Origin of the sequence: Paramagnetospirillum kuznetsovii (assembly GCF_003284725.1) — a bacterium.
Lineage (GTDB): Bacteria > Pseudomonadota > Alphaproteobacteria > Rhodospirillales > Magnetospirillaceae > Phaeospirillum > Phaeospirillum kuznetsovii.
The window spans coordinates 86,250-105,033 of record NZ_PGTO01000010.1 but is presented as its reverse complement, the minus strand read 5'-3'; the positions used below and the strand labels follow the sequence as shown (position 1 = coordinate 105,033).

The window sequence follows — 18,784 nt, the reverse complement described above, 5'->3', positions numbered from 1 at the left end:
AAACCGTCTCAGGAAGCGCGAATGCTGGTAAGGAAGGTGTCGACACGCTCGCGCAGGCGATTGGCGCGGCCGGTAACGTCCTGGGCGGTCCCCAGGACATGCGCCGCCGCCTCGCCAGTCTGTTCGGCGGCTTGATTGACACCAAGGATATTGGAACTGACCTCGGAGGTGGCCTGGGCCACCTGCTGAACATTGGACGCGATTTCGCCGGTGGCCATGTCCTGCTCGTGCACGGCCTGGGCAATCCCCGACGCCGTCTCGCCGATTCGTTCGATGACCTTCGCAATGGACGAAATGGCGGTCACCGCATCGGCCGTGACCTTTTGCACCGTCGCGATCTGGCTGCCGATCTCGTCGGTGGCACGGGCGGTCTGGGTGGCGAGGCTTTTCACCTCGCCCGCCACCACCGCGAATCCCTTGCCCGCATCTCCGGCGCGCGCGGCCTCGATCGTCGCGTTGAGCGCCAGCAGATTGGTCTGGGCGGCGATGTCGGCGATCAGGCCGACCACATCGCCGATCTTGCCCACCGCAGCGGCAAGGCTGTTCACCAAGGCGGTCGTCCGGCTGGCTTCATTGGACGCGTTTTCGGATATCTCGACCGATTCACTGACCCGGCGGCTGATCAGCTCGCCAGAGGTCGCCAGTTGCTCGGCCGAACCGGCGGCGGTGCGCATATTGACCGCCGTCTCTTCAATTGCGGATGCCACGGCGGTTGCTTGACTGGACGCACTTTGGGCGGTCGCGGACAGGCTTTCCGAGGTGGTTTCCAATTGGGTCGCGGTCTCGACCATGCCTGACAGCGCCTCGGTCACTTCCTCGTTGAAGGATTTAAGCAGGTTGTCGACCACCTGCGCCCGCCTGTCCTTGGTCCAATCCGCCTGACGCTGCTGTTCCGCCAGTTCCTCGGCGACAATCAGCCCCTCCTTGAAGATTTCCACGGTCCGCGCCATGTCGCCCAATTCATCGAGCCGATGGGTGGCGGGAACCTCGATATGAAACTCTTTCTTGGACAATTGCGTCATGGTGTCCGACAAGACGGCCAGGGGCCTGGTGATGCGGCGCGCCACCAACATGGACAAAAGCAACATGGACCCGGCCACCAAGACGACGCCCAGACCGAACAACAGCGCCCGTGACCAGAAAACGGCGTTCAGATCGTCGATGTAGAGGCCGGTTCCGACCACCCACCCCCAAGGGGCGAAGCCCTTGACATACGAGATCTTGGAAACCGCCTTATCCGATCCCGGCTTGGGCCAGGTATAGGTGTGGAAGCCCGCCGCCTGCGCCTTCACCACATCGTTCATGCGCACGAACAGCGGTTGCCCCGAGGCGTCCTTGATGGCGGTGACGTCGGTGCCGTCAAGGTCCGGCTTCATGGGATGCATCACCATCTTGCCGTTCAGGTCATGCACCCAGAAATAGTCATTGTCGCCGTAGCGCAGCGCCTTGATGTCGCGCAGCGCCGCCGCCTTCGCCTCGTCCTCGCCCATACGACCGGCCTTGGCCTCGGATTCATAGGAGCCCAGGATGCTGGCGGCGGTCAGGACCAGATCCTGGACCTTGGTCTTGCGCGCCGACAAAATCTCATCGTCGAGAAGGCTGAGTGCCCCGAAAGAGATAATGCCCATGCCCAGAAAGGCGGTCAGCACGATCAATCCGATCTTTATTCCGATCTTCTTGTTGTCGAGCCACGTCATAGACCACCCTCGCCATTGCTTAACAAGGGGTCAATATATGTTTGGTTGCTGCAGTCATGTCAATTCATATGGTTGCAACGCAACAATCCAACACATTGTGCAATGGATTAAGGCAAAGATGCATTGAATCTGTGTCTATTATTTTTGGGATATGGTTAGCTATACTTAAGTTTACACCAACCCACATGCACAGTCCCGCATGTAAATGGAAGGGATTTCATTAACATTTATGGGAGATCTAATTTCCATGAGGTCGGCACCGCTTCCGGCGTCGCATTCCCATGCGGTCGCATGGTCGTTTTCGGGTTTCGGCAAGCGGCGGAACGGGGCATGCTGCCCTATTGCGCCATGAATTCGCCATGCTTCGCAGTCAGCATGCGATCCCTTACCGATGGAGACCGGAAATGCCTCATTGCAGACTACCCCTAGCGCTCGCCATGGTCGCGATGACCGCCTTGCCGGTTCTTGCCCAGCCATCGGCGGGAACGCCGTCCTGGGCGAATCCGCCCGAATCCGCGACCTCGGGCGCGCCGAGGAAAGTCGAGGCGGCGTCGGCCTGCGTGCCCGGCGCCCAGATCGAAGCCTTGTCGGAAGGTGCGTGGTACCCGGCCGTGGTGCTGGACCCGCTGCGCGACGGCCGCTGCTTCATCCATTACGACGGCTATGGCAGCGACGACGACGAAGCCCTGAGCGCCAGGGAAATCCGGTCCCGGCGCTGAAGCAAACAGGCCCCGGGCGATAGTCCCGGGGCCTGTTTCTTATTCCGCCGGACCGATGGTCAGGGCGATGGTGCCGACGCCTTCGATGACGCCTTCGATCCTGTCGCCCGGCTTGACCGGTCCGACGCCTTCGGGCGTACCGGTATAGATCAGGTCGCCCGGCTGCAGGTGATAGTACTGCGACAGATGGGCGATCAGGGCCGGAACCGGGTGGATCAGCTCCGCCGTGCTGGACGACTGCTTGGTGGCGCCGTTGACGGTGAGAGCGATGGCGGCCTTGGCCGGATGGCCGATGCGGCTGGAGGGAACGATGGGGCTCAGCACCGCCGAATCCTCGAAATCCTTGCCCAGATCCCAGGGGCGCTGCTTTTCGCGGGCCTGGGTCTGCAGGTCGCGCCGCGTCATGTCGAGACCGCAGGCATATCCGTAGACATGATCCAGGGCCTTGTCGGCGGCGATGCGGAATCCGCCCTTGCCGATGGCCACCACCAGTTCCATTTCGTGGTGATAATTGGCGGTGCCCGGCGGATAGGCGATGGTGGCGCCCGACGGGCAATAGGCGTAATTGCCCTTCATGAAGTAGAAGGGCGCCTCGCGGTCGGCCACCACGCCCATTTCCTTGGCATGGGCCTCGTAATTGCGGCCGACGCAGAAGATGCGGCGGATGGGGAAGCGGTCATCGCTGCCGTCGATGGGGGCCGAGACGGTTTCGGGCGGGGTGAAGATCATGCTCACGTCGGGGGCCTCCTTCAGGCGAAGTCTTCGTAATAGCCGAGCTTGCGCTGCATGGGCGCGTCGTCGACCATGAACAGGAAGGCCGGCGCCTTGGCGCTGGCATTGGTGATGGTGACTTTGGCGTGGGTGGGAACCGCCATGGTGTCGCTTTCGTCCCAGGTCAGGGTGACGCCGTCGATCTCGGTCTGGCCGCTGCCCGATACGGCATGGATCACCGCCGAGGCGGAGCGCCTTGTCGGCCGGACCGTCTCGCCGGGCCGCAGCATGATCGCGGAGAAGCCCAGGATCGGCAAGCATTCCTGGCCGGTCTCGGGATTGACATAGGCGAGGTGGACCATCTCGTCGCGCGGAGTGACTCCGGCCAGCGCCTCCAGCGACTCGCGCACGTCGCGCCAGGGGAAGCGCAGCAGCGGATAGGGCGAGCGGCCCTTGCCCAGCGCGGTATAGGGCAGCAATCCGGCGCGGCGATAGCGGGTCTGCGATGAATCCGGCTCGTTGCGCACGGTCTGCGACTGGCCCTCGATGCAGTACGAGGCTTCCAGCGCGTAGACCGCCGGAAGGTCCAGGGCGTCCAGCCACACCACCGGCCCCTTGCCGGTATGGCCGTGCTCGTGCCACAGGCCCGACGGCGTCAGGATCAGGTCGCCCTTTTCCATGGGCAGCCGTTCGCCGTCCACGGCGGTGAAGCCCCCCTCGCCCTCCACCACGAAGCGCACCGCGCTGGGGCTGTGGCGGTGGTTGGGCGCGGTCTCGCCCGGCAGGATCAGCTGCATGCCGATATAGATGGAGGGCGTCGCCTGCATGTTCTCCAGCCCCAGGCCGGGATTGGCCAGGACCAGCACCCGGCGCTCCGCCTTGTGAATGGGGGTCAGCTCGCCCGCCTTCAAAAGGTTGGGACGGATCTCGCCATAGCGCCACACCACCGGCTTGGTGCGCCGCGCCGGGATGCCGTAGGGCAGGACCGAGCGCAGGCTGGGCCACAGCGGCACCAGATTGCGCGCCGTCAGACCCTCCACGTACTCGACCGGAAGATCGGCCAGGGTTCCCAGTGAACTCATGGTGTCTCTCCTACTCGGCGTCGGGCTGGCGGCCGGGCTCGGCCGCCTGGAAGGCTGGCAAGGCCCGGAGAGCGGCGGCGATGCGGCGAATGGTGGGATAGGCCTCGGTGGGGCAGTTCATGCGCTCGGCGTTGAACAATTGCGGCACCAGGCAGATATCGGCCAGGGTCACTTGGTCGCCGCAGCAATAGGGTCCGACGCGGGAATCCTTGGCCAGCATGGCTTCCAGCCCCTGCAGGCCCACCGCGATCCAATGGGCGTACCAACGGTCGGCGGCGGCCTGGTCCAGGCCCATGCCCTCCTTCAGGTAGCCGAGTACCCGCGTATTGTTGAGCGGATGGATGTCACAGGCCACCGCCAAGGCCAGGGAACGGACCCAGGCGCGATCTTCCGGGCTTTTGGGCAGAAGGGCCGGACTGGGCTGAATCTCGTCGAGATACTCCATGATGGCCAGGGACTGGGTCAGGGGCTGGCCGGAATCGGTGATCAGGGTGGGCACCAGCGCCTGGGGATTGATCTCCACATAGCCGGGCGCCTGCTGATCCTTCCGACGCAGATGGACGAAAGCGTGATCCACGGCGATGCTCTTGAGGCCGAGGGCGATGCGGACCCGATAGGCCGCCGACGAGCGGAAAAATCCATAAAGCTTCATGGGGATCAGCCTCCCAATCCGGTGCCGCCATACAGCCATTCCAGGCTGTTGTAGAAGTCGTTCGGGCTTTTGGCGCCAAGCACCGCGTTGCGGATCTTACGCTCGACGCCCTGGGCATGATAGAGCAGCCCCAATTGCCGCGACGACAACACCACCCGGTAAGCGCGGATGATCCGCTCGTCCTGATAGGCGATGAAGGCCGACTTGAAGTCACCGTCGAATTTCTCGACCCGATCGGCGAGGCAAACCGCGTCCTCCATGGCCATGCAGGCGCCCTGGGCGAAATACTGATGGGTCGGATGGGCGGCGTCGCCCAGCAGGGTGACGTTGCCGTCGGACCAGTTCTCGATGGGCTCGCGGTCGCCCAGCACCCAGCGCCGCCATTCGGTGGGCACCTCCAAAAGCTTGCGGGCACGCGGCACGATGTCGCCGAACCGGGACAGAACCTCGTCGCGGTGGCCCGGTTCGTTGGTTCCCACGTTCTCGATATCGGTGACGAAGGTGGCCACCAGATTGAAGGTCTTCCAGCCCTGCAACGGATAATGGACCATGTGGCACTTCGGCCCGGCCCATAGGGTGGCGGCGTTCCAGCGCAGGTCTTCCGGCATCTTGTCGATGGGCAGCACGGCGCGGTACGCCACGTGACCCGACAGGCGCAGGGCGTCGCCGCCGGTCAGCTGTTCGCGGAGCTTCGAGCGAACCCCGTCGCAGCCGATGACGGCATCGCCCTCGTAGACGCTGCCCTTCTCGGTGATGACCTTGGCCCCAGACGCGGTGTTTTCATAGGCGACCGCCCGCTCGGTGTTGATCAGGGTGATGTCGGGATGCTTGACGCAGCCGTCCAGGAACACGCCGTGCAGATCGGCGCGGTGGATCACCGCATAGGGATTGCCGAAGCGCTTGCGGAACGGCTCGTCCACCGGGATCTGGGCGATCTGGTCGCCCGACAGCCCGTCCATCATCACCAACTTGTCGATATAGACCGCCTTGGCGCGCCCGGCATCGCCGACGCCCAGATAGTCCATGGCGTGGAAGGCATTGGGGCCGATCTGGATACCGGCGCCGATTTCGCCGAACTTTTCCGATTGCTCCAGCACCGTCACCGAACAGCCCTTGTTGGCCAGCCCGAGAGCCGCCGACAAACCGCCGATGCCGCCACCGGCAATAATCACCTTGCGCTTGGCCTTGCTACCCATGGGGACGCCCTCTTGTCGTTCTTTAGAGACAATCCAGGGTTATCAAATTAATCAGCATACTGTCAATTATATTTTCGGAGGTTCGCTTGACGCCCGGTTGCCCCCTCCCGCATGCTCGACCATTGTGCTATTGACAGGCCGCTCCGCAATGGACGAGACCCACAGCCCACCCCTCGCGCTGGACCAGCTTCCCGGACATCTGATCCGCAGGCTGCACCAGATCGCCGTGGGCATTTTCCTGGACGAGTCTCGTCAATTCGACCTGACGCCGGTGCAGTTCGCGGCATTGGACGCCATCTGCGCCCGTCCGGGCCTCGATCAGATCGGCCTATCGGGCGCCATCGCCTTTGACCGCACCACCATCGGCGGCGTGGTGGAGCGGCTGGAGGCCAAGGGACTGATCGACCGCCGCGTCGGCCAAGCGGATCGCCGCACCCGCGAGCTTTACATCACCGAGCAGGGCCGCCAGCTTCTGGATGCCATCACCCCGGCGGTGCTGCGTACCCAAGAGCGGATTCTCTATCCCCTCGCCCCCGAGGAGCGGCGGCAGGTGCTGATACTGCTGGATAAGCTGGTCAGCCAGAACAACCCATTCAGCCGCTCGCCCATCAAGGGGGATTAAAACAATCGATAATCAAATGGATAGAAGGAAAATGGGCCACAGATGCACACAGATACTCGCTACGCGGGGCACAGATATGGAAATCTCTCAATTCATCTGTGTGTATCTGTGTTCATCTGTGGCTAAAATTCCTGCCAGACAGACGTTTCAAGCTGAAATCGGCCGAATTCCCTGAATATCGATTGGCCCTAGCGAAACATCTGGCGGCGGATGGCCTGGGCCATGTCGGCCACGGGAACCCCCGACTTGTACCACTCCACGAAGCCGCCATGGGGTCCGACCAGATAAATGATGGTGGTATGGTCCACCGCGTAATTGCCGTCCTTATCGGGCGGATGGCGGACGAAACGGGCGCGGAAGCGCTTGGCGACCTCGTCGATCTGGTCCGTCGAACCGGACAGTCCCATCAGGCGCGGATGGAACATCGTCACATACTCGGCCAGCCGTGCCGGGGTATCGCGGGCGGGATCGAGGGTGATGAGAAGCGGCTGAATACGCTCGGCCAGTGGCCCAAGGGCATCCAGCGCCTCCGTCATGCGCTGAAGATCGGTGGGGCAGGCATCGGGACACGACGTATAGCCGAAATAGACCAGCATCCACCGGCCGCGAAAATCACTGTCGCTGACCACGCGGTTCTCGGGACCGGCCAGGGTGAACGGCCCGCCGATAGGATCGGCCCGCGCCGTCCCGACCGCCAGCAAAACGCTCAGCAGCAAAGCCGTGAGATATGCGCTGAACTTGTTCATCGTGGCAGTCTGAGCATATCCGTACCCAGTCTCCATGATGGAGATCAAGCCTAGACCTAAGTCGAGAGTGAAACACCTCATACTTTCGAGTAAGACGTCTGTGACGACTCCCCTAATTGACGATGGTCACCGTGGGGAGGGCCGCACCGGCCTAGGTTGCGCACGATATGGATGGAACACCGTGATGGGCCGTATGATACCGGGCAGGATTTGGCGGACGGCGGCGGCGGCGCTGCTGGCGGTCGCCTTGTGCCTGGGATCCATCGGCGATGTCATGGCCGGGGCGCGTGCCCTTGCCGGTGATCCGGTTTTCGGCGGCGACATCTGCCATACGCCCCGCCCAGGTGAAAGCAAGGCGGCGGAAAGCGACGCGCCGACGCCCGTCCATAATTGCTGCGTCTATTGCCATGTGGGCCAGACCGTGGAATTGGCCCCGCCCATTCCCGGCTTGTCCCCGCCCACCACGCCGTCGGTCCGGATCGCCTATTCCCCGACCCAGACGGACTTTTCGCCCGGGACCGCTCCCGGCCACAATCGCGCCCGAGCCCCTCCCCTTTCCTGAGCCCAAGACGACCGAATCGAGACGCCCATGGCCTTGGCCCGAAGCGTCGCTTCGTCATGACTCGGCCCTGATCCAAGGCGGATCACGGCCAGCGGCACGCCATGCCACGGCGTGCCGACAGGGGAATCAACATGCTTGCACGACTAAAAGGATCTACCTCCGTCCATGCCCTGCTGACGGGCATGTCCATTCTTCTCACCCCCCTGGGCGCCAAGGCCGAGGAGGCCCCGGTGTCCCAAAGCGACCCGTCGGCGCGGGATTTCGGTGAAGTCATCATCACCGCCCCCCGGATGAACGAGCCCATGGTGATCGAGACCGATCCGCGCAATCCGCGCCAGCCGGTCCCGCCGGCCGACGGGGCCGGTTACTTGAAGAACATTCCCGGCTTCTCCGTCGTCCGCCAGGGCGGCATCGACGGCGAGCCGCTGCTGCGCGGCCAGGGCGGATCGCGCCTCAACGTCCTGCTGGACGGCACCCCGCTGCTGGGCGGCTGCCCCAATCGCATGGATCCGCCCACCGCCTATATCTTCCCCGGCTCGTTCGACAAGCTGACGGTTCTGAAAGGGCCGCAGAGCGTCGTCCATGGCGGCACCGCGCTGGGCACCGTCCTGGTGGACCGAGACACCAAGCGTTTCTCCGAGCTGGGATTCCGGGCCAATGCCACCGGCCTGTACGGCTCGTTCAACCGTAACGACGAGACCCTGGACCTGACCAGCGGCGCCAAGACCGGCTATATCCGCATGATGGGCAATCACTCGTCCAGCGACGACTATCGCAGCGGCGTCGGCGACCTGGTCCATTCCAACTACTGGCGGGCCAGCGGCACCGCCATGCTGGGCTGGACCCCCGACGACACCACCCGCGTCGAGGCCACCCTCGACCACAGCCAGGCCCAGGCGGCCTATGCGGGCGGCGGCATGGACGGTGTCCGCTTCGACCGCGACAGCGTCAAGCTGGGCGTCACCAAGACCCAGTTGACGCCCTTGATCTCGAAAGCGCAGGTCATCGGCTACTACAATTACGTCGATCATCTGATGGACGGCTATACCATGCGGCCCTATGTGGGCATGGGCGCCAGCAATGTGGATCACCTGATGGTGGGCGGCAAGGCGCGCCTGGAACTCACCCCCACCGACAGCACCCTGGTGACGACCGGCATCGACTACAATCAGGACAAGCATTCGTCGCGCGCCCTGACCGCCGCCCAATATACCGCGGGCCAAAACATCAACGATAAGAACCGCCTTGCCGACATGACCTTCGACACCGTCGCCGCCTTCGGCGAAGTGCGCCAGGACATCACCCAGGCAAGCCGCGTCATCGGCGGTTATCGCCTCACCCATATCGAGGCGGTCAAGCACAATGCCTGGCCCAATCTCAGCGACACCCGCGATCTGCATTCCGGTTTCGGCCGTTTCGAGCATGACATCGACCTGGGCCTGCCGGTGACTACCTTCGCCAGTCTCGGCCATGTGCAGCGCGCCCCCGATTACTGGGAACGCTCGAAATCCACCGCCTCGTTCTCCATCCAGTCGGAGCGAACCAATCAAGTGGATGTGGGGGCGCTGTTCAAGAGTGCGGATTGGAGTGGTTCGGTTTCGGCCTTCGCCACCCGGACCAGCAACTACATCCTTGTCTCATCGGGCTGGTCCAAGAACATCGAAGCGCAGACCAGGGGCGTCGAAGCTGAACTGGCCTATTCCTTCCTGACCAATTGGACAGCCGAGGCCACCGCCGCTTTCGTTCGCGGCGAGAATCTGACCGATGGCCGGGCGCTGGCCCAGACGCCGCCGTTGAACACCACCTGGGCGGTCAAATACGACGATGGCACATTCCTGGGCGGCCTGTTGCTGCGCGCCGTGTCCAGCCAGGAACAGGTTCAAGTGGGTTGGGGTAACGTGATCGGCCAGGATATCGGCCGCACCAGCGGCTTCGCCGTCCTGTCGGCCAATGCCGGTTGGCGGCCCCACGACGCCATCACCGTGACCGGCGGCATCGACAACATCTTCGACAAGAACTATGCCGAGCATGTGAGCAAGACCGGCACCCTGACCGGCATGAGCAATCTTGCCGCCTATCAGGATACAAGGCGGGTGAACGAACCCGGCCGCACCCTTTGGATGCGGGGTACCGTCCGGTTCTGATGTGACGATGGCGAGGAGCCCGGAGATGATCCGGGCTCCTTTGCTCCCCTGGTTATTGCCAACGGCTCGCACTCGGGAGTAGGGTTCCAGCCCGGCTTCACCAGGATATATCCCATGCGCCCCGATCTCGCGGCCAAATACGACCTTCGCGTCCCCCGCTACACCTCGTACCCCACCGCGCCGCATTTCCATCCCGGCGTGACCGGCGAGGCCTATGGCGGCTGGCTGGCCGAGATGGACCCGAATCTGGAACTGTCGCTCTACCTCCACATCGCCTTTTGCGCCGAGATGTGCTGGTTCTGCGGCTGCCATACCAAGATCACCAAGAAATACGGCCCGGTCGCCGCCTATATGGACGCCCTGTGGCGCGAGATCGAACTGGTGGCCGAAGCCCTGCCCCGGCGCATGACGGCGCGCCACATCCATTTCGGCGGCGGCAGCCCGACCATCCTGAAATCCGACGATTTCGTGCGCACCATCGACCTGCTGAAAAGCCGCTTCCTGCTGAAGGACGGCGCCGAGGTGGCGGTGGAACTGGACCCCCGCACCGCCGACGAGGCCTATGTCAAGGCCATGGCCGGAGCAGGGGTGACGCGGGCCTCCATCGGGGTGCAGGATCTCGACCCCAAGGTGCAGCAGGCCATCAACCGCATCCAGCCCTACGAGGTCACGGACCGAGTGGTGGGCTGGCTGCGCCAATACGGCGTGCCCGAGGTCAATATCGATCTGGTCTACGGCCTGCCGCATCAGACGGTGGACGGACTGCTGGAAACCATCGACACCGCCATTCGCGGCTTCACGCCGCGACGGGTCGCCCTGTTCGGCTATGCCCATGTGCCGTGGATGAAGAAGCACATGCGCCTGATCCCCGACGAGACCCTGCCCGATACCGAGACCCGCTGGCAGCAATACGAGAAGGGCTGCAAGCTGCTGACCGAGACCCATGGCTATGTGCAGATCGGGCTCGACCATTTCGCCGCCCCCGATGACGCCATGGCCGTGGCCCTGAACGCCAAGAAACTGCACCGCAACTTCCAGGGCTACACCACCGATTCCGCCTCGACCCTGATCGGCTTCGGCGCCTCGGGGATCGGTTCCCTGCCCCAGGGCTATGTGGTCAACGAAGGCGAGGTCCACGCCTATCAGCGCACCATCGCCGAAGGCCGACTGGCCACCTCGCGCGGTGTCGCCATCAGCGACGACGACCGCCTGCGCCGCGAAATCATCGAACGGCTGATGTGCGATCTGGAAATCGACCTGGACGCCGTGGCCGCCCGCCACGGCGTTCCCGCCGACTTCGCCGCCGAACTGGACAGCCTGAAGCCCTTGCAGGCCGACGGCATGGTCAGCCTCGACGGCAACCGCATCACCGTCACCCATGACGGCCGCACCCTGGTGCGCGCCGTCTGCGCCGCCTTCGACCGTTATCTGAAAGCGGGCGAACAGCGCCACTCCAAGGCGGTGTAGGGGCTAGAGTGCATCAGCTTCAAGCTGATGCACTCCAGGATTCTGTCTGAACGAAAAAGCTTCGCTTTTTCAGGACTCAAGCGCCGCTCGGGCTTGAGAGTTCTTCGACTTTCCGATTCAGCTTAAGTGCGAAAAACTCTAAGCCCCATACATCGAAACAAACGTCATGGTGAGGTAGATCGTCACCGCAGTAAGCATGGCCCCCAGACTGAGTCTGCGGTTCCAGACCTTCGCCTCGTCCTTCTTCCCCTTGGACATCATGGTCTGGATGAGGATGATGGCGAAGATCATCGACACCACGAAGGCATAGGCCACCAGGAAGTAATAGTCGGCGACCATGGTATAGCCGACCTTGGGAAACGAGTTCTTCTGGGACATGTGGTAGACCAGCACACCGATCAAGCCGGAGATCGTGGCATTGATGCGGGGAGCGAACTGGTCGAGCGGAACCCACAGAATGATCAGGATGATGCCCAGGATGATGAGCAGGGGCAGGAAGAAGGTGAAGAGGTAAGGCTTCAACATTCTATGGATGTTGATATCCAGATTGACCGTCGAGAAATAGACCGGGCTCTTGTAGCCCGTCCCCAGACGGTAATCGGGATCACCGAACGTCGAATCGTAGCGATAAAGATCCGAAAACACGCTCCGGCCCGTGTAAATCCACTCCTGCGGCTTGATATCCTTCACCGGCACCGTTTCCATATGACGGGTGTCGGGAACGAGCATCACATGGGTCGAGTTCTTGTTGATATGGGCGATCTCGAGCGGCAAGACCTGCGAATCGAACGGGAAGTTCGACAGATCGTAGGGCGCGGTCAGGGTCAGACGCTTGCGATAGGCGCGGTACTTGGTCGAATGCGAGAGATCCTCCTTGAACAGGGAGGATTGCTCCTTGACCGCGTTGATGGCGCCGATCTTCTCGATATCCTTGGCGTCAAGGCGGCCGCCGGCCCATTTGAACCACATGAAGACGTCCACATCCCACTGCATGTCCTTGATGCTGACATCATTGATGCGGATCACGTCGACGCCGACCGAGACCACATCGACGACATGATAGGGCGTGCCGTCCACCAGGGTGACCTGCCCCTTGCCGATACGCTCGGCCAATTCCTTGAGCACGTATTCCTCGTGCGGAATCAGCAGTTGCACCGAGGCGGTCTTGAAACGGCCATCCTTCATCACCGAGACATAGACATCCCGATAAGCGGACTGGACCGCCGTCTCGCCAAGCGGACGCGGGGGTTCCGTCACCCCCTTGGCCTCGCGCAGATATTTGGCGACGTATTCAGCGGTCATGTCGCGGCCGTTCTTGAAGAACAGATTGCCGGTCACCCCCTCGACGAAGCCGTGCCACTCGATCCCGGCGATGTAATCGCGGACGGAAGACCGGGTCGCGCCACTTGAATCCGCCGCCTTGATGGCGTTGCTGACCAGATTGACCGCATCGTAGGACATGGCGGCGGCGACCGAGGGCCGTCCCCCGAACCGCTTGGCATAGGTACTGGCGAAGGCGGAGGCCTTCTGATTGGCGATTTCCCACAGGAAGGCAGAGGCGAGATAGACATCCGCCGTGTATTTCTCGTCCACCTCGGTGAGGAATTTCGGGTTCGACCACGTGTTTGGCGCCATGACCGGAACCTTGATGCCATGATCGCGCAGTTGGGGCAGGAAGGACAGGCCGGACTCGCTGTGGGTCAGCGCGGCGACGATGCCGAATCGCTGGTTCTCGGCGGCATCGGGCAAGGTCGCGGCAACCCAACCCTTCTGCACCGGCCCAACCTCCACCGGCTGCGTCTTCAAGACCTTGAGGCCCAGGCGGGCCGCCTTGTCGAGAAAGGCATCGCGCAGCGCCGTGCCGAACGGGTCGGTATTGTGGATCACCAGCACGTTGTCCTTCTTGAGGACTTCCTTGATATAGGTGGCCAGGAAAGCGCCTTGAACGCTGTCCGGCATGTTCATGGCGAACATCCACTTATTGCCGGAAAAGGCCGCCGGGCTGCTGACATTGGGCGACAGGAACGGGATCTTGGCATCGGCGAAGATTTTGCCGGTGGCCAGGGCGACGCCAGGATAGTAGTGGCCGATCACGGCGATCAGGGACTCGTCCTTGACCAATTCGGCGGCGGCGGCCTTTGCTTTTTCCGGATCGTCGAAATCATCGCGGACGACGAGTTCAATCTTATTGCCGCTGGCATCGGCGCCGGTATTGAATTGCTCCGCGAACAGCTCGGCGGCGTTCTTGAGCGGAATTCCCTTATCGGCGGATGGGCCGGTCAATGGGACCAACACCCCGACCTTGTACGTCTTGGCTTCGGCCTCGGCCGTGAACAGGACGGCAAGAAGGGCGAGAAGTACGGTCAAAAGTCGGCGCATCGTCATTTCTCCGTGGGATTCTTAACTGCCTGCCAGGCAATGCCTCCATGAGGAATAGCCCAAAAAAGCTATGCAGGAAACATGCAGCTGCCGCGTCCCAAATCCGACCCCCTTGGCCTATTGACGAAGCTGGCCGCTGTCGCTAGTGCTCTGCTCCTGAGTGGATGACCAAAGACGGGAGGGTGGACATGAACTGGCAGGACTACTTCATGGGCTTCGCCAAGCACGCGGCGGCCAAGTCCAAGGATCCCTCCACCAAGGTGGGCGCCGTCGCCGTCGGCCCCGACGGCGAAATCCGCGCCACCGGCTATAACGGCCTGCCGCGCGGCGTCGAGGACCGGCCCGAGCGCATGGAACGCCCCGCCAAATACCTCTGGACCTCCCATGCCGAGGAGAACCTGGTGGCCCATGCCGCCCGGGTCGGCGTCAGCCTCAAGGGATGCCAGGTCTTCGTCACCCACTATCCTTGTTCGCGCTGCGCCCGTTCGCTGATCCAGGCGGGCGTCACCGCCGTCACGGTGGCCAGCGGCACCACCTCCATGCCGGTCGAGGAGTTCGACACCGCCGCAACCATGTTCAGCGAAGCCGGTGTCACGGTGACAAAAGAAGGCTGAAGCGCAGCCCCCCACCCTTTCGCCGCCCATAGGGATGGCTTTTTCCCCACCCATGTCATTTTTCCACACTCCCCGCATGGGTGTTCTCCTCCCCTCGCGATGACGCCAGAGTGGGGGCAACGAAAAAAGACCCAGGGAGATCATCCGACATGGATCAATCAAAGCGCTATGCCAATCTCGGCCTCAAGGAAGCGGCCCTGATCGAGGGCGGCACCCATGTGCTGTGCGCCTACCGCATGAAGCCCAAGAGCGGGCACGCCTATCTGGCAACCGCCGCCCACTTCGCCGCCGAATCCTCCACCGGCACCAATGTTGAGGTCTGCACCACCGACGACTTCACCCGCGGCGTCGATGCCCTGGTCTACGAGATCGACGAGCAGCGCGAACTGATGAAGATCGCCTATCCGGTGGATCTGTTCGACCGCAACATCATCGACGGCCGCGCCATGATCGCGTCCTTCCTGACGCTGACCATCGGCAACAACCAGGGCATGAGCGACGTGGAATACGCCAAGATGGTGGATTTCTACGTGCCGCCCAAATTTCTCCAACTGTTCGACGGACCGGCGACCAATATCGCCGAGATGTGGCGCGCCCTGGGCCGCCCCCAGACCGATGGCGGCATGGTGGTGGGCACCATCATCAAGCCGAAGCTGGGCCTGCGCCCTCAACCCTTCGCCGACGCCTGCTATCAGTTCTGGCTGGGCGGCGATTTCATCAAGAACGACGAGCCCCAGGGCAATCAGGTCTTCGCGCCCTTGAAGGAGACCATCCGGCTGGTGGCCGACGCCATGAAGCGGGCTCAGGACGAGACCGGACAGGCCAAGCTGTTCTCGGCCAATATCACCGCCGACGATCCCGCCGAGATGCTGGCGCGCGGCCACTACATCCTGGAGACCTTCGCCGAGAACGCCAGCCACGTCGCCTTCCTGGTGGACGGCTATGTCGCCGGTCCGACGGCGGTGACCACCTGTCGGCGCAACTTCCCGGCCCAGTTCCTCCACTATCACCGCGCCGGTCACGGCGCCGTGACCTCCAACCAGTCCAAGCGCGGCTATACCGTGCTTGTGCATATGAAGATGGCCCGGCTGCTCGGCGCCAGCGGCATTCACACCGGCACCATGGGCTATGGCAAGATGGAGGGCGACCCCACCGAGAAGATGGTGGCCTATATGCTGGAACGCGACGTGGCCGAGGGGCCGTACTATACCCAGGACTGGTGCGGCATGAAGTCGTGCACGCCCATCATCTCGGGGGGCATGAATGCGCTGCGGCTGCCGGGCTTCTTCACCAATCTCGGCCATTCCAACGTCATCCAGACCTCGGGTGGCGGCGCCTTCGGCCACAAGGACGGCGCCGTGGCGGGCGCCATGAGCCTGCGTCAGGCCCATCAGGCCTGGATCGAGGGCGTCGATCTGGTGGATTACGCCAAGTCGCATCCCGAATTGAAGGGGGCGTTCGAATCCTTCGCCGCCGATGCCGACCGCATCTATCCGGGCTGGCGCGAGAAATTGCGCATCGGCTGAGTCGAGGGATTCTGGGGGAGCACCAATATGTCGAGAAAACATCCCATCATCGCGGTGACCGGCTCAAGCGGCGCCGGAACCAGCACCGTCAAGGAAGCCTTCGAACACATGTTCCGGCGCGAAGGCATCAAGCCCGCCATCGTCGAGGGCGACAGCTTCCACCGCTATAACCGGGTGGACATGAAGAAGGCCCTGGCCGAGGCGGAAAAGAAGGGCAGCCGCACCTTCAGCCATTTCGGCCCCGAGGCCAATCTGTTCGGCGAGTTGGAGGAACTGTTCGGAACCTATGGCGATACCGGACGCGGACGGCGCCGCCTCTACGTCCATAACGACGACGAGGCGGCCGAACTGGCCCATCTCGGCGTCAAGTCGGGCGAGTTCACCCCCTGGGAGGAAATCCCCGAGGATACCGACTGCCTGTTCTACGAAGGCCTGCACGGCTGCGTCTCCACCAAGACCACCAATGTGGCCCAGCATGCCGACCTCAAGATCGGCGTGGTGCCGGTGATCAATCTGGAGTGGATCCAGAAGATCCATCGCGACACATCGGAACGCGGCTATTCCGAGGAAGCGGTCATGGAGACCATCCTGCGCCGCATGCACGACTATGTTCACTACGTGGTGCCGCAGTTCAAGCTGACCGACATCAACTTCCAGCGCGTTCCCATCGTCGATACCTCGGACCCCATCATCGCCCGCGACATCCCCACCGCCGATGAAAGCCTGGTGGTGATCCGCTTTCGCAAACCCGACCGCTTCCGGGTCGACTTTCCCTTCCTGCTGCAGATGCTGAAGGATTCCTGGATGAGCCGCCGCAACACCATCGTGGTGCCCGGCGGCAAGATGGGGCTTGCCATGGAATTGATCCTAACCCCGATCCTTCGCCGGATCATGGAGGACCGCCGGTCCGTCCTTGGCTGACGAAGGAGCCAAACTGGGCCGGCGGATACCCTCCCGCCGGCCCTTTTTTTATGTCCCTCAGTCGCCGGGCGCTCACTCCGTTCGCTTGGCTTTCGCGCCATGGGGCGCGCGCCCTCAACGGGCTAGTCGCTTCGCTCCTCTATATGTCCCTCAGGCGCCGGGCGTTCGCTCCGCTCTCTTGGCTTTCGCCGCACGAGCGGCGGGCGCGCAATGCGCCAGTCGCGTCGCTCCATATATGTCCCTCAGGCGCCGACGTGCTTGGAGCGCGGGCGTCCCGCCCGCTCCCCTCCTCACCCCACCTTGGGCAATTCGGCCAAGGCGGCGTCCAGGTCGGCCTGACTGTAGAGTGTGTCCTTCAGCTTGCCCGAGAAATAGTCGGTATAGGCCTGCATGTCGAAATGACCGTGGCCCGACAGATTGAACAGGATGGTCTCGGCCTTGCCCTCTTCCTTGCAGCGCAAAGCCTCGTCCACCGCCGCCTTGATCGCGTGCGAGGATTCCGGCGCGGGCACGATGCCCTCGGCGCGGGCGAACAGCACGGCGGCCGCGAAGCACTCGGTCTGGTGATAGGCGCGGGCCTCCATCAGCCCCTGTTCCTTCACATGGCTGACCATGGGGGCCATGCCGTGATAGCGAAGCCCTCCGGCATGCGAGCCCGGCGGCATGAAGGTGGCGCCCAGGGTGTGCATCTTGACCAGCGGGGTCAGCTTGCCGGTATCGCCGAAGTCGTAGGCGTAGAGGCCCTTGGTCAGGGTCGGGCAGGAAGCGGGCTCGACGCCGATGACGCGGACCTTCTGGCCCTTCAGCTTCTCGCGGATATAGGGGAAGGCCAGACCGGCGAAGTTGGAGCCGCCGCCGGTGCAGGCGATGACGATGTCGGGGGTATCGCCTGCCATCTCCATCTGCAGCATGGCTTCCTCGCCGATCACCGTCTGGTGCAGGCAGACATGGTTGAGCACGCTGCCCAGGGCGTATTTGGTGTCGTCGCGCGACGCCGCCACCTCCACCGCCTCGGAGATGGCGATGCCCAGCGAGCCGTTGGAATTGGGATCCTTCTCCAAGATGGCGCGCCCGGCATGGGTCAGCGGCGACGGGCTGGCGATGCACTTGGCGCCATAGGTCTCCATCAGGGCGCGGCGATAGGGCTTTTGCTCAAAGGAGATCTTGACCATGAAGACCTCCACTTCCAGGCCGAACAGCGATCCGGCGAAGGCCATGGACGATCCCCACTGGCCCGCCCCGGTCTCGGTGGCGATGCGCTTGACGCCTTCTTGCTTGTTGTAGAAGGCCTGGGGCACCGAGGTATTGGGCTTGTGGCTGCCCGCCGGGCTGACGCCCTCGTATTTGAAATAGATCCTGGCGGGGGTATCCAACGCCTTTTCCAGGCGGCGGGCGCGGACCAGCGGCGACGGCCGCCACAGACGATAGACCTCGCGCACCGGCTCGGGGATCTCCACCCAGCGCTCGCTGCTGACCTCCTGGGCGATGACCGCCATGGGGAAGATGGGGGCAAGGTCATCGGGACCGATGGGCTGGCCGGTGCCGGGATGCAGCGGCGGCGGCGCGGGCACCGGCAGATCGGCGTTGAGATTGTACCAAGCCTTGGGAAGCCGGTCCTCGGACAGCAGGTATTTGGTGCTCTCGGTCATGTCCTCGATCCCCTGTTCGCGGGTGTATTTCTGCCCGTGGTTTTACCCCCGCCGCGACCCTTTGCAAAGGGGCCGCGATCCGGTTGGAAAGCCTTTG

At 63.1% G+C, this 18,784-nt stretch carries 16 protein-coding genes; 8 read left to right on the top strand and 8 right to left on the bottom strand.

Annotation, left to right across the window (positions count from 1 at the left end; all coding sequences use genetic code 11):
* Nucleotides 1-8: 8 nt before the first annotated feature.
* Nucleotides 9-1,697, bottom strand: coding sequence for a methyl-accepting chemotaxis protein (locus tag CU669_RS13540; protein ID WP_112145564.1), 1,689 nt, complete (start codon nt 1,695-1,697; stop codon nt 9-11).
* A 437-nt stretch (nt 1,698-2,134) separates the two neighbouring features.
* On the opposite strand from CU669_RS13540, the gene CU669_RS13535 reads away from it, so the two are divergent.
* A complete protein-coding gene (locus CU669_RS13535; RefSeq protein ID WP_112145562.1) occupies nt 2,135-2,416 on the top strand; it encodes a hypothetical protein in 282 nt (93 codons plus the stop codon).
* 39 nt (nt 2,417-2,455) lie between these two features.
* Here CU669_RS13535 and CU669_RS13530 read toward each other — a convergent pair whose 3' ends face one another.
* From CU669_RS13530 to CU669_RS13515, 4 genes are read right to left on the bottom strand one after another with little or no spacing between them, the layout of a single operon-like run.
* Complete coding sequence (locus tag CU669_RS13530) at nt 2,456-3,145, bottom strand: fumarylacetoacetate hydrolase family protein (protein WP_112145560.1); 690 nt, start codon at nt 3,143-3,145, stop codon at nt 2,456-2,458.
* Between the two features lie 20 nt (nt 3,146-3,165).
* The gene (locus CU669_RS13525; protein ID WP_112145558.1) at nt 3,166-4,209 is read right to left on the bottom strand and encodes a cupin domain-containing protein; all 1,044 of its coding nucleotides are present in this window, start codon (nt 4,207-4,209) and stop codon (nt 3,166-3,168) included.
* A 10-nt stretch (nt 4,210-4,219) separates the two neighbouring features.
* Entirely contained in the window at nt 4,220-4,861 is a 642-nt protein-coding gene (gene maiA / locus CU669_RS13520; protein WP_112145556.1) for a maleylacetoacetate isomerase, read from the bottom strand.
* Nucleotides 4,862-4,866: 5 nt separating this feature from the next.
* Nucleotides 4,867-6,057 carry a 3-hydroxybenzoate 6-monooxygenase gene (locus CU669_RS13515; protein WP_112145554.1) on the bottom strand — a complete coding sequence of 397 codons (1,191 nt, stop codon included), beginning with the start codon at nt 6,055-6,057 and terminating at the stop codon, nt 4,867-4,869.
* A gap of 148 nt (nt 6,058-6,205) precedes the next feature.
* Here CU669_RS13515 and CU669_RS13510 point away from each other — a divergent pair, with 148 nt between their 5' ends.
* Nucleotides 6,206-6,679 carry a MarR family winged helix-turn-helix transcriptional regulator gene (locus CU669_RS13510; protein WP_112145552.1) on the top strand — a complete coding sequence of 158 codons (474 nt, stop codon included), beginning with the start codon at nt 6,206-6,208 and terminating at the stop codon, nt 6,677-6,679.
* Between the two features lie 188 nt (nt 6,680-6,867).
* Here CU669_RS13510 and CU669_RS13505 read toward each other — a convergent pair whose 3' ends face one another.
* A complete protein-coding gene (locus CU669_RS13505; RefSeq protein WP_161539667.1) occupies nt 6,868-7,425 on the bottom strand; it encodes an SCO family protein in 558 nt (185 codons plus the stop codon).
* A gap of 184 nt (nt 7,426-7,609) precedes the next feature.
* Here CU669_RS13505 and CU669_RS13500 point away from each other — a divergent pair, with 184 nt between their 5' ends.
* The 3 genes from CU669_RS13500 (at nt 7,610) to hemN (ending at nt 11,598) form a co-directional block, all read left to right on the top strand.
* A complete protein-coding gene (locus CU669_RS13500; RefSeq protein ID WP_112145548.1) occupies nt 7,610-7,987 on the top strand; it encodes a DUF2946 family protein in 378 nt (125 codons plus the stop codon).
* A 182-nt stretch (nt 7,988-8,169) separates the two neighbouring features.
* Nucleotides 8,170-10,131, top strand: a complete 1,962-nt coding sequence (locus CU669_RS13495) for a TonB-dependent copper receptor (RefSeq protein ID WP_161539666.1) — start codon at nt 8,170-8,172, stop codon at nt 10,129-10,131.
* Between the two features lie 114 nt (nt 10,132-10,245).
* The gene (gene hemN, locus CU669_RS13490; RefSeq protein WP_112145544.1) at nt 10,246-11,598 is read left to right on the top strand and encodes an oxygen-independent coproporphyrinogen III oxidase; all 1,353 of its coding nucleotides are present in this window, start codon (nt 10,246-10,248) and stop codon (nt 11,596-11,598) included.
* Nucleotides 11,599-11,736: 138 nt separating this feature from the next.
* Here the strand turns inward: hemN and CU669_RS13485 are convergent, their stop codons facing one another.
* Nucleotides 11,737-13,977, bottom strand: a complete 2,241-nt coding sequence (locus tag CU669_RS13485; RefSeq protein WP_161539665.1) for an ABC transporter substrate-binding protein — start codon at nt 13,975-13,977, stop codon at nt 11,737-11,739.
* 188 nt (nt 13,978-14,165) lie between these two features.
* Here CU669_RS13485 and CU669_RS13480 point away from each other — a divergent pair, with 188 nt between their 5' ends.
* From CU669_RS13480 to CU669_RS13470, 3 genes are all read left to right on the top strand, one after another.
* Nucleotides 14,166-14,591, top strand: a complete 426-nt coding sequence (locus CU669_RS13480; protein WP_112145540.1) for a deoxycytidylate deaminase — start codon at nt 14,166-14,168, stop codon at nt 14,589-14,591.
* Nucleotides 14,592-14,740: 149 nt separating this feature from the next.
* Complete coding sequence (locus tag CU669_RS13475) at nt 14,741-16,117, top strand: ribulose-bisphosphate carboxylase (RefSeq protein ID WP_112145538.1); 1,377 nt, start codon at nt 14,741-14,743, stop codon at nt 16,115-16,117.
* 27 nt (nt 16,118-16,144) lie between these two features.
* Nucleotides 16,145-17,038 (top strand): phosphoribulokinase, encoded by an 894-nt coding sequence (locus tag CU669_RS13470; RefSeq protein ID WP_112145536.1) that lies wholly within the window; start codon nt 16,145-16,147, stop codon nt 17,036-17,038.
* Between the two features lie 290 nt (nt 17,039-17,328).
* On the opposite strand, the gene CU669_RS13465 is transcribed toward CU669_RS13470, so the two are convergent.
* Entirely contained in the window at nt 17,329-18,687 is a 1,359-nt protein-coding gene (locus tag CU669_RS13465) for a TrpB-like pyridoxal phosphate-dependent enzyme (RefSeq protein WP_112145534.1), read from the bottom strand.
* Between the last annotated feature and the right edge of the window lie 97 nt (nt 18,688-18,784).